Genomic DNA, 12725 nt, shown 5'->3' with positions numbered 1-12725 from the left:
CCCAGGAGGAGGAGAATAGAGATACTACTGATAATTAACAATATAAATGACTTGAGTAAATACATATCAAAATGGTAAAGAACTATTTGAAACAAGCCTACGAACTGATGAAGCAGAATCCTCTGTTCAGTACGCTGTATGTAGTAGGTACCGGATTGGCCATTGCCATGACCATGATTATGGCCATCGTCTACTATGTAAAGATAGCCCCTGTCTATCCGGAGACGAACCGCAAGCACACGCTTTATCTTGATGCTTCCCAATTTAAAAAGGGAAAAGGCTCTTATCAATCGGGTGTTTCTTATAGAGCAGTGCAGGAATGGTTCTACCCGTTAAAGAACGCCTCTGTTGTTTCCGCCGCTTTGCGAGATGATATGTCGGAAAACAGTTACATTCAGCCTGCCGATCGTAGCGGAGATTTTGAGGTGGTGGCGAAACTGACCGACCCGGAATTCTTTCGTATCTACTCCTTTCATTTTCAGGAAGGGAAAGCGTTCACACCCTCCGACTTGGAAAGTGGAATCCATACGGCAGTCATTACGGAAGATCTGGCACGTCGTCTGTTTGGTACGACGGAAGGAGTGGTGGGGCGCAGTTTCAGCTTGAATTATATTGATTACCGTGTTTGCGGCGTAGTGCGTAGCGCCAGTTACCTGACGCCCCATTCTTACGCACAGGTCTACGTGCCTTACAGTGTGTCGCCGGGATATCGTGACTCAATGTGGAATTTGGCTTATCTGGGGCGTTTTGAGATCACTTTCCTTGTCGAGGACAATGCGCAGGCAGATGCGTTGCATGCCGAGATAGATGAGATAGTCCGCAAAGAGAATCTGATTCACCCTGATGATTGGACGGTTGGCTTTTGGGAACAGCCAACTCCGCATTTGCTTAAGAATTTCCAGGCGTATGCCAGTGATAAAGTCGATGTATGGGTTACGGCACGTTATATTCTGCTGATACTTCTTGTGCTGCTGCTGGTGCCTGCCCTCAACCTGAGCGGCATGATAGCAAGCCGGATGGAGACCCGTTTGCCCGAAATGGGAGTACGCAAGTCGTTTGGCGCCGGACGTGGTGGACTGCTTTCGCAGGTGATGTGGGAAAATCTGCTGTTGACGTTGCTGGGCGGAGCGTTGGGATTGCTCATTGCATGGTTGGCGCTTTACGTTTGCCGCGAATGGGTGTTTACCATCTTCGACCGTTGGCCTGACAGTCCTCCGGAAGGAGTCGCTGTTCACGTATCGGGCGAAATGTTGTTTGCTCCGGCGGTATTTGCCTCGGCTTTGCTGATATGCATATTGCTGAACCTGTTATCAGCATTGATACCGGCATGGCATTCACTGAGAAAACCTATAGTGTATTCATTGAATGAGAAAAGATAAGGAAGATTATGCTGAAACTTATATTTAAGAATCTTTGGGCGCGTCGCCGCCGCAACGGTTGGTTGCTGGCAGAACTGATTTTGGTAAGTATCGTCACCTGGATTATCCTTGACCCGGTTATTGTGGTGACGCACGACCGCGCCATCCCTCTGGGATATGATGCCGACCGCCTTTGCTTGGTTTCGCTTGCCGGTTTGCAGCCCCAAGCGCCCGGTTATGATAAACAAGCGGAAGACTCTGCTGTGATAATGGATACCTATTTCAATCTGGTGCGCCTTGCCGGGAATTATCCCGGAGTGGAATCTACTACACCTGTGTTAGGTTATTGTTATCCCAACTCGCAAGGCAGCAGCTCCGGCCAATGTAGTGCTGAAGGCGATACGCTTGGCGTGCAACTGATGATTATGCGTTTTATACCTCATACCCGGTTCTTTGAGACGTATGGTTTCCGCCCCGGAACGGGGATGACGCCCGAGCAACTTTCAGACTACAACTATACACAAACCGATGTTGTGCTGGCCGAGAATGCGGCGATTAGTCTTTTTCATACGAAAGATGCCGCCGGTAAGCGCAGTTGGTCTGCATATCCCGATACTGTCTATTCTTCTGTAATAGGTGTAGTGGGAACTTTTAAGACCCGGAGTGAATGGCGCCCCGTTAGCGTAGCGTTTACTCCTTTGGTTTCCTTTGATACGGAGGGTCTCACCGAGGATATGCAAATACTTATTCGTCTAAAAGATGGTGTCAGTATGCAACGTTTCCTGTATGAATTCCGTCCTTGGATGGTAAAGGAACTGCGTGCCGGCAATCTTTTTGCCCGTAGCGTGCAGTCCTACCAACAGATAATAGAAGAGAGTGAATCCCGTGGCGCCACATCCATCTACCGGCGCAACCTGGCGATGGCGGCGTTCTTCCTGATAAACCTCTGCTTGGGCGTCATCGGCACCTTCTGGTTGCAGACGCGTACGCGCCGCGAAGAGGTAGGGGTGATACTTTCCTTCGGAGGCACCCCGGGGCACATCCTGCGTTTGCTGATGGGCGAGGGTGTTGTGCTGACCACCGTATCTGTACTTGTGGGTTGCGCGCTCTACCTGCAATACGCCCTCAAAGAAGGATTGGCGAAAGGGAGCAACTGGATAGACAGCACCGAGGTGTACTGGGTGGCGGACTTCGCGCAGCATTTCCTCATCGTGTCTCTCATCGTTCTCGTGGTTATGCTGGCGGTGGTGCTGATAGGCATCTATATTCCTGCACGCAGGATAAGTCGCATACCGCCCACGGAGGCTTTGCGGGATGAGTAGGAGCGGGTACTCTACTGTGCAGACCTCCTGCACTGACCTGTGCAGACACTCTGCACAGTAGCGTACTGCACAAGCCCCTTGTGCCGACCTGCACAAACTACAAAAGATATATGGACAATTGAAAACGAACAATATGTTCATTATCGGACACATGCCTGCAAACTTAAATAGCTGATAATGAGCGTGTACCAATTTTGGCATGACGTTTGACTAATTATGTATGAAGAATAAAATAGCTAATAAGAAGAATCAAATTAATAACAATATAAATACTTACCATTATGATTAAACTGACAGAGATAAACAAGATTTATCGTACAAACGAAATTGAAACCGTAGCATTGGAGAACGTGAACCTCGAAGTGAACAAAGGCGAGTTCCTCAGCATCATGGGACCTTCCGGTTGCGGAAAGTCCACATTGCTCAACATCGTAGGCCTCCTGGATGCTCCTACGAGTGGTATTATCGAGATTGCCGGCATCCGCACGGATGGAATGAAGGATAAAGAACTGGCCGCCTTCCGTAACAGCAAGCTGGGCTTCGTGTTCCAGTCCTTCCACCTGATTAACTCGCTGAATGTGCTCGACAATGTAGAGCTTCCGCTGCTGTACCGCAAAGTGTCCGCCAAGGAACGCCGCCGCCTGGCAGAAGAGGTACTGGCGAAAGTCGGCCTGAGCCACCGTATGCGCCACATGCCTACGCAGCTCTCCGGCGGACAGTGCCAGCGCGTAGCCGTTGCCCGTGCCATAATCGGCAATCCGGAGATAATCCTCGCCGATGAGCCTACCGGTAACCTGGACTCCAAGATGGGAGCCGAGGTCATGGAACTGTTACACCGGTTGAACAAAGAAGACGGACGCACCATCGTGATGGTGACTCACAATGAGGAGCAAGCCAGGCAGACGAGTCGCACGGTACGGTTCTTTGATGGACGACAAGTAGAATAACAAGTTGTTTTCTGTTGATTATCAGTAGTATCTCTATTCTCCTCCCAGGAGGAGGAGAATAGAGATACTACTGATAATCAATAATATAAATAACTTGTGAAACCTCAATAATCAAATTAGTAATCAAATCAATAACAAAATCATTATGAAGACTTTATTTATAACCCTGAGTATATTATTCGCCGCAGTAGCCGGCACAGTTTATGCAGCCAACGATAACACAGCCGCCAACGAGAAAGACGTAAATGTGAGTGAAGTACGCAAAGTAGAAGCATTCTCCTCCGTGAAAGTGACATCCGTAGCCACAGTCTATTTCACCCAGAGCGATAACTACTCCCTGAAGATAGAAGGCAAGGAAGACTACGTAACCACCACCACCACCGAAGTAACGAACGACTGCCTCATCATCGGCTTCAAGAAGGGCAGTGACAAAAACCGCAAGAAAAGTGTGAAGATATGGCTCACCGCCCCCGACCTGAAGAGCGTGTACTTCACCGGCGTAGGCTCATTCAACTGCAAGGAACCGCTGAAACTGAATGACGTGAAGTTCGAGATAGAAGGCGTAGGTGAAGTAGACGTGGAAGACCTGACCTGCAACACCCTCGTCGTACAGATGAAAGGTGTAGGCGGCGCCGATATCCACGTGAATTGCGACCGCCTGGATGCCCGCATGGAAGGCGTAGGCAGTGTTAAACTGAGTGGAAAAGCCCGTCAGACAAACATCTCCAAAGACGGTATCGGCGGAGTAAACACTCGCAACCTCAAGGTCGGAGAATGAACCCCGCAGACCACAGACTGAAATGATTAAGCAATATCTTACTCAATACCAAAATGATTAAGCAATACATTACCCAAGCCTGGGCGCAGCTACGCCAACAGCCTATAATCAGCGCTGTCAGCATAGCCGGTACGGCACTTTCCATCTTCCTCATCATGCTGGTGGTGATGATGCAGCAAGTCAAAGTAGCGCCCTTTGCTCCCGAAAGCAACCGCGACCGCCTTCTGCACGTGCACTACATGAGCATCGGCAATAAGAACTGGGGCGACGGAACCAGCAACGGCCCCATGAGTGCACAAACAGCACGCGAGTGTTTCCAGTCACTGAAAACACCCGAAGCCGTAACCATCTATACCTGTATGGTAATCTCCACCCCGGTCAACCTTCCGGGACAGGCAGCCATGGGCATCGACCTGTTGCAGACGGACGACGTCTTCTGGCGTGTATTCGACTTCTCTTTCATCGCCGGCAAACCCTACGACAAGGCAACCTTCGACGCCAGTCTGCCCGTAGCCGTTATCACCGAGAGCGTAGCCCGGAAACTCTTCCAAAGCACCGACGTCGAAGGACGGGAGTTCCTGCTGAACCATGCCTCCTACAAAGTAGCCGGCGTAGTGAAAGACGTCTCCACCCTCGCCACAACTGCCTACGGACAGGTATGGGTGCCCTACACCTCCACCGAAATAGGACATACCGGATGGAGTGACGGTCACATGGGTATGATGAGCTGCACCATCCTGGCGCACGACCGCAAGGACTTCGATGCCATTCGCCAGGAAGCCGAACGGCGCAAGCAAGAGTACAACGCACTGATCGGCGCCGATGGCTACGAGTTAATCTACCGTAACCGCCCCTACGACCAGGAGAAAAACGCCATCGCCTTCTCCGCCAATCAGGAGCCGGATATAGACCAGGAGCGCCGCCAGCGAATGATAATCTTCGTCATCCTGCTGATAGTGCCCGCCATCAACCTGAGCAGCATGACGCAGAGCCGTCTTCGCCAGCGTGTGTCCGAAATAGGTGTGCGCCGGGCATTCGGCAGTACCCGGATGGAGTTGATGGGACAAATCATCTCCGAGAACCTTGTAGTGACCCTGATGGCGGGTGTGCTGGGACTGCTGCTTAGCGTGGCGTTCGCTTATCTGGGCAATACGCTATTGTTTGCACAGGAGTTCTCCCAGACGCTAAGTCCGCCGGCAGTCGATGCCAGTATTCTGCTGCACGCCTCCACCTTTGGCTGGGCGCTGCTGTTCTGCTTCATACTGAACCTGCTGAGTTCCGGTATCCCCGCATGGCGCGCATCGCGAGTAGGAATTGTCAATGCATTGGGCGGACGCCTGCATTAATCACTCATCATTAATCACACTAAAAGAAATGACTAAGAAACTTCTTATACAGATAAAGAATGAATGGCGCTCGAACCTATGGTTGGCGTTAGAGCTGCTGGTAGTGAGCGTAGTGATGTGGTATGTAGTAGATTTCCTATATACCTGCGCCGCCACTTACCTGGAGCCGAGAGGCTTCAACATCGAGCACTGTTACCTCATTGAAACGGGCGAGTTGACCCCGAAAAGCCCTGACTATACGCCCGATAAAACCGCAGACGATAAGCATGCGGACGTTGCCGAACTGATGGAACGCCTTCGCCGCCGGCCGGAGATAGAAGCCGTCAGCCTCTCGCACAGCTCGTATCCTTATAATGGAGGCAATAGTGTCGGTCCGGATGTACGTTATGATACGCTCGTCTCACCCGGTTGGACTGTCCGCCGGCGGGTAACCCCGGACTTTGTACGCGTCTTCCGCTATCAGGGCACTCGTGGCGAAACCCCCGAACAACTGGCGGAGATGCTGGAGCACGGTGACTTCCTGGCATCGGATAACCTTTACAGTAAATACAACCGTAAGCTGACTGAGTTCAAAGGCAAGCGCTTCCAGCTTTTCGGTGATACCACCAAAACGTATCAACTGGGGGCTGCCTTGCAGGATGTACGCTATCATGACCATCAACAGGCATTCAATTCATATTGCTTCCTGCAGAAGCTATCCCAGTACGAGGTAGGTTTGGAGCTTTGTGTCCGTGTCCGCGAAGGGATGGATAACGACTTCATCGCTCAATTGAAGAAAGACAGCGAAAGCCAGTTCCGTGTGGGCAACGTCTTTATTTCGGAGATTCGTTCGTTCCGCGATGTACGCCGTAACTACCAGCAGGCATGGACCAATGTTATCCGCAACTATGTGATGGGCATGGGCTTCCTGCTGCTGAACATCTTCCTCGGCTTGCTTGGCACATTCTGGTTCCGCACGCAGCAGCGCCGTTCGGAGATTGCCTTGCACAAAGCGCATGGGGCAACAGACCGTGCCATCTTCAGCCGCCTGCTTAGTGAAGGGTTGCTGCTGCTGGCAGTCATCACCCCTCTTGCAATCATCGTTGACTGGAACCTGGCGCACATGGAACTGAACTCGTGGCGCAACGGCACAACACAGGAGTGGGACAGACTGTTGCTCTGCGCAGGCATTACTTTCGTGTTGATGGCGCTGATGATTGTTATCGGTATCGGTATTCCGGCGCGCAAGGCAATGCGGGTGCAGCCGGCGGAGGCGTTGCATGACGAGTAGTACTGTTTAAACTATATACTTATGATATTCAGACAAGCATTCGCGCTTCTGCGACAAAATCCCTTCTTCAGCGTCGTCTCCATTATTGGGACGGCGGTGAGTATAGCCTTTGTCATGGTGGTTTATATGGTCTACGACATACAGACTGCCAATATCCGTCCTGAGTTGCACCGTGACCGTATGGTTTATTCTTCCTACGGTTACAGTTACCGCAAGGCCAATCATAGTAATAAAAATACGGGTATGTCTTATCAGGCTGCCAGTCGCTTATTCGGAGATTTGCCCGGTGTCGAATTAGTCACGTATATGGGCAGTACTACTATGGAATATTGTGGCGTTTCGCCCGAGAAAGGGAGGCGTTGTCAGAGGCGTCGTGTCGATTTGAATTTCTGGCGTCTGTATGATATTCGTTTCGTAGCGGGGCGTTCTTTCGACCAACAGGAATTTGATGCCTATGCCGATGTCGTCGTTATTGCCGAACGTCTGGCACGCGAAGCATTCGGTTCGGCGGAAGAAGCATTGGGCAAAAGCTTTTTTGTGAACTTCTATCCCAAACGTGTGGTAGGGGTTACGGAAGATGTCAGTTCACTTTTCAGGTTTGCTTATGGTGAGGTATGGACACCTTATAATGTTCAGGAATCCGCCTGGGGCAGTGAGGGCTTGCTTGGTGGTTTTGAAGCTATGGTATTGTGTAAACCCGGTGTCAGTCCCACAGAGATGAAGTTGCAGATAGAAAACTCACTCGACCGCTTGAATGCCTCACTTACCGAATATGAATTAATACTGCCTGACCTGAGCACTTACACCGAACGCCAGTTTTTTCGCAATGACTTTCTGAACCCTGTTATCACTTTCATTATATTGGGGCTTATCCTGCTCATTGTACCGGCAATCAATGTCAGCGGACTTATTTCTTCGCAAATGTCTCGTCGTCTGTCGGAACTGGCAGTGCGTAAAGCCTATGGTGCGAGCCGTTCTACCCTGATGTGGCAACTGCTTCTTGAGAATCTGTTGTTGGCATTCATCGGTGCATTGCTGGGTTTTCTGTTGTCATGCCTGCTGTTGTGGCTGGGTAAGGACTGGATGTTGGCAGGTGGTTATGCGTCGGGTAACTTTGAAGTAAGCATCTGGCTTTTCCTGCGTCCGGCAGTCTTCCTTACTGTGCTGGGTGTGTGCCTGCTCTTTAATCTGCTGTCCGTATTCATTCCGGCATGGAATGCTACTTGCCGGCCTATAGCGGAAGTCATCAACGGAGAATAAATAAACTGTAAACAAGAACTAAAGAGAATTGATATATATGATAAAGTCCATTCTGACACAAATCTGGAACCAGCGTCGTGCAAACGGTTGGCTTTTTGCCGAACTCCTAATCGTATTCGTGTTGCTGTGGTATTGCCTCGACATACTCTATGGCTTTGCTTATGCCGAGAATCAGTCCAAAGGTTATAATCTGGAACATGTGTACAAAATCCGTCTCTCTTCTAATCCCAATCAGTTTATACCCTGTTCATCCGAGGACAGCCTGAAACGTTTCTGGTTTAATCCCATAGAAGAAGCAGTTCGCCGCATCAAGCAGTATCCGGGTGTAGAGAGTGCAGGGGTCTGGTTTGGTTCCGATGCTTATACCCGAAGCGTTATGTTTCAGGGGTACACCATAGATAGTGTTTACGTGATGAGCGCCAATATCCGTTATGTATCTCCCGAATACTTTAAAGTAATGCGTATCCCGATACAGGAAGGTACGGGGATGTTTTCCGGTGATATGAATGCATTTGAAAGCACTTCCGGCTCCTCGTTGTCATTTGCTTCGGCAGAATGGAATCCTGCTGCCACTCCTTTGCCTGCCGTTATTACATCGGATATGGCGGACAGCCTTTTCCATGCAGATAGCAGAGTGGTGGGACGGGAATTCTTTGATTATTATGCCGGCAGCAGTCTTCGCTACCGGGTAGCTGCCGTATGCAGTCATCAGAAGAGGGATGATTATGCCCGTTACGAGCCGTTTATTCTGACGCCCCTTCCCTCTTGGTTCTACCGGACGCAGAGAGTAGTTCCTTCTATTTCCATCCGCGTACGTCCCGAAGCAGATACTGACGACTTTGCTACCCGCTTCTATCGTGATATGACTTCCCGGTTACAGCTTGCTCCGTTCTACCTGTTTGAAATCCGCAGCTATGACGAACAGAAGGCGGAGCGTGATGCAGCCGAAGGAATTACCCCGTATATACGTAGCGCACGTTTCATTGCGGTTTTCTTCAGTTTCAATGTCTTTATAGGGTTGATGGGTACTTTCTGGTTCCGTACGCGCCACCGCCGTAGCGAGATTGCCTTACGAATGGCGATGGGAAGCAGCCGCATGAAGATATGCGGCCAGTTGCTGGGCGAAGGATTATTATTGTTGGTTCTGGCCACCATCCCGGCTCTGATTATCTGTGGAAACCTGGTTTTGGGAGAAGCTACAATGACCGAACAGGCCGATGCTACAGGCCTTCGCTTTACCCTCGTTTCATTATCCACCTTTCTTCTCATGGGTTTGATGGTGATAACCGGCGTCTGGTTTCCTGCTACGCGGGCCATGCGGGTACAGCCGGCGGAGGCGTTGCATGACGAGTAATATGATAACCCGCAATCATCTTTTTTATATTTAGTGCCTTTTCTTTTGCAACCATGCAAAAAGAAAAGGCACTTTCTATTCAGCTTTTCATATAATTGTGTATATTTGCCCGGAATATGTGGTACATTTATTCAGACAAGATATGAAGAGATACTTATTTCTCGTAATGTTACTTAACCTTTTCTCCTGCATTGCATTTGCCGGACGCTTTTCTGCCACAGAACGTACATATAACGTCCTTTTCATTCAATCATACAACCAACGTATTCCTTGGAACAATGAATTGCTCAAAGGAGTGCATGACGGGTTGTCACGTGGAGATGTAAAAGCGAAAGTCACTGTCGAGTATTTGGATGCAGACTACTGGGCTTTTTCCTCCGAATGTGTCATTATGCGCCGCGTTTGTGAGCGTGCCCGCCAGCGGAATACCGACCTCATTATTACGGCAAATGACGAAGCATTCTATACTCTGATGCATTGCGGTGACTCTTTGCCCTATAAATTGCCGGTTGTAGTTTCCGGTATCAAATATCCCGATGATAAGTTTATGTCAAGTCTGCCTAACGTTTGCGGCTATACTACTAAGATTGATTTTCAGTATTTGCTTGAGAATGCCCGCCAGCTATTTCCTCACCGTACGGAAGTTATCTGTATTTCGGACAGTAGCGCTTTAGGCCGTATGGGAGTTACCGAGTTCGAACGCATTTGGAATGACTACCAACAAAAGTATCCCGACTACACATTGAAGAAAATGAATGTACAGGTACAGGCTTCTAATCCGATTATTTCGTCTATTTGCTATGAATACAATGCCTATAGCCGTATTGTCATTGCACCAAAGTGGACTCCTTTCCTTTCTTTTATCGGAAAGAACTCTAAAGCTCCGTTTTATGCCGGACAAAATCTGGCTTTGACAAACGGAGTGTTTGGTGTGTATGATACCGAACCTTATGAAGGCACTTATGCCGCCGGACGGCGTGCCGCGCAAGTGTTGAAAGGAATTTTGCCATCTACGTTAGGTGTTGTCGACCTCCCCGGCAAGCTGCTTTATGATCATAAACAGTTGGAATACTTCAAAGTAGGTGAGGATAAAGTAAGCAATGGCAGTGTTATCCTGAATACATCCTTAATGGACCGTTACCGCATCTGGTTTATTCTCTTTTATTTTATTATCGTAGGAGCATTGGTCTGTCTGGTGATTTGGCTTTACCGTCTTAACCGTCGTGAATCACGTCGACGCATGTATGTTCAAACCCGCTTGTTGATACAGAACCGCCTGGTGGAACAGCGTGACGAGTTTGATAATATCTTTTGTTCCATTCGCGACGGATTAATCACTTATGATACGGATTACCGCATCCATTTTATGAATCGCGCCCTGATACTTATGCTGGAACTTGATCCTGAGGTTCATACGGCAAAGTATTATGAAGGTCAGATGGCGGATTTTGTCTTTAATATCTTTTGTGATGGAGAAAACATACTGCAATCTTTATTAAAGCAAGTGAAAGATGAACGCCGTGCGGTTCCTATTCCGGAGAAATCATTCATGCAGGAAGTTCATGCAAGAACCTATTTCCCGATTTCCGGCGAAGTAGTGCCTGTCTATTCGAAGAGCAAGATGACAGGTATGGCCATCTATTGCCGTAATATATCAGAAGAAGAAATGCATAAGCGTTTCTTTAACCTTGCGATGGATACAAGTTCGGTATATTCCTGGCAATATGACATACGTACATCTGACTTTCACTTCTCCGGTACTTTGCTTACTGATCTCGGACTATCGGACAATCAAACCATGGGGCGGAAGCAGTTGGAACTTCTTATCCATCCGGAAGATCTGGTGCGGGTTATTGAACGCTTTAATGCCATCCTTAAAGGTCAGAAACCGGATGTCCGTATGAGTTGCCGTATACGTAAAAAAGAAGGTAAGTATGAATGGTGGGAGTTTCGCGGCACTTCTTATAACGGACTGACCCCTGATGCACCCTATATGGTATTGGGCATTTGCCAGAGTATTCAGCGATATAAGGATACGGAAGAAGAATTGATAAACGCCCGCGACCGTGCCCTGCAAGCCGATATGCTCAAGTCTGCTTTCCTTGCTAATATGAGCCACGAAATCCGTACGCCGCTAAACGCTATTGTCGGTTTCTCCGATTTGTTGAAGGGCATCGAAGCATTCAGCCCTGAAGAAGTGAAGCAATTTGTAGATACTATCAATACGAATTGCACCCTGTTGCTGGCATTGATTAATGATATTCTTGATTTATCGCGTATTGAGTCCGGTTCTATGGATTTCCATTTCTCCGAATACAATTTGAACTTTATTATGCAGCAGATATATGATTCCCAACAATTGAATATGCCTGCGGGAGTGAAACTGGTGATGCAAATCCCTGAACAGGTTGATAAGTCAATAATCACAGACTCTGTTCGTCTGAAACAAGTGATGAATAACTTTATCAACAATGCCAAGAAGTTCACATCCGATGGCTCTATCACTTTTGGGTATATGACGGAAACCGCCGGCCATACAGTTATCTTTGTGGAGGATACAGGCCGTGGTATTTCGGAAGAAGACCAGCAACGTATATTCGAACGTTTCTATAAAGTAGATAGTTTTACGCAAGGTGTCGGCCTGGGATTGAGTATCTGCCAGACCATTGTAGAACGTTTTGGCGGAACGATAGGAATTACTTCCGAATTAGGTAAAGGTACTCGTTTCACTGTGTGCATACCGGACAATCATCCCCATCATTGAACCATCCTATAGGGAACACTCCTTGTGACAACAGCTAATGATAACAAAGTTCCTTCCCGGCTTTGAAATGTTTTTCTCCTTAGTGATAAGAATACCTGTGCCTTTGAGAAAAGTTCACCTCCAGCCTGGAGATATACATCTCCAACTTGGAGACATGCATCTCCAGGCTGGAGATATACANNTCTCTAAGCTGGAGATGAACTTTGAAATAGGGCTGAGATAAGTTCTGTAATAGAGCCATTATGTTCTGCCATATGGGGTACCGTTTCTGTAACTAATGGTGGATATATTTAGCCTACATTGTTCATAGTGTAAGTACTTCGTAA

At 48.5% G+C, this 12725-nt stretch carries 9 protein-coding genes; all 9 read left to right on the top strand.

From position 1 onward, the window contains the following. The first annotated feature begins 71 nt into the window (after positions 1 to 71). The 9 genes from B2Z67_RS07295 to B2Z67_RS07255 all read left to right on the top strand — a co-directional run bounded on the left by B2Z67_RS07295 (position 72) and on the right by B2Z67_RS07255 (position 12399). The gene (locus tag B2Z67_RS07295; protein ID WP_291529161.1) at positions 72 to 1379 is read left to right on the top strand and encodes an ABC transporter permease; all 1308 of its coding nucleotides are present in this window, start codon (positions 72 to 74) and stop codon (positions 1377 to 1379) included. A gap of 8 nt (positions 1380 to 1387) precedes the next feature. Next, positions 1388 to 2680: an ABC transporter permease gene (locus B2Z67_RS07290; protein WP_291529160.1), complete on the top strand. Its 1293-nt coding sequence runs from the start codon at positions 1388 to 1390 to the stop codon at positions 2678 to 2680. A 281-nt stretch (positions 2681 to 2961) separates the two neighbouring features. Beyond that, positions 2962 to 3627, top strand: a complete 666-nt coding sequence (locus tag B2Z67_RS07285) for an ABC transporter ATP-binding protein (protein WP_291529159.1) — start codon at positions 2962 to 2964, stop codon at positions 3625 to 3627. A gap of 145 nt (positions 3628 to 3772) precedes the next feature. Further along, positions 3773 to 4405, top strand: coding sequence for a GIN domain-containing protein (locus B2Z67_RS07280; protein ID WP_291529158.1), 633 nt, complete (start codon positions 3773 to 3775; stop codon positions 4403 to 4405). 53 nt (positions 4406 to 4458) lie between these two features. Continuing rightward, a complete protein-coding gene (locus B2Z67_RS07275) occupies positions 4459 to 5751 on the top strand; it encodes an ABC transporter permease (protein ID WP_291529157.1) in 1293 nt (430 codons plus the stop codon). 28 nt (positions 5752 to 5779) lie between these two features. Beyond that, positions 5780 to 7021, top strand: coding sequence for an ABC transporter permease (locus B2Z67_RS07270; RefSeq protein WP_291529156.1), 1242 nt, complete (start codon positions 5780 to 5782; stop codon positions 7019 to 7021). 21 nt (positions 7022 to 7042) lie between these two features. Beyond that, on the top strand, positions 7043 to 8281 hold the full coding sequence (locus B2Z67_RS07265; RefSeq protein ID WP_291529155.1) for an ABC transporter permease: 1239 nt from the start codon (positions 7043 to 7045) through the stop codon (positions 8279 to 8281). A 37-nt stretch (positions 8282 to 8318) separates the two neighbouring features. Next, positions 8319 to 9635 (top strand): ABC transporter permease, encoded by a 1317-nt coding sequence (locus B2Z67_RS07260; RefSeq protein ID WP_291529154.1) that lies wholly within the window; start codon positions 8319 to 8321, stop codon positions 9633 to 9635. 142 nt (positions 9636 to 9777) lie between these two features. Next, a complete protein-coding gene (locus B2Z67_RS07255) occupies positions 9778 to 12399 on the top strand; it encodes an ATP-binding protein (protein WP_291529153.1) in 2622 nt (873 codons plus the stop codon). Positions 12400 to 12725 lie beyond the last annotated feature (326 nt).

This window comes from Bacteroides sp. UBA939 (genome assembly GCF_002293435.1).
In the GTDB taxonomy this organism is placed as follows: domain Bacteria; phylum Bacteroidota; class Bacteroidia; order Bacteroidales; family Bacteroidaceae; genus Bacteroides.
Note: the sequence above shows the minus strand (reverse complement) of the source record. Positions and strands in the feature narration are given on the sequence as shown.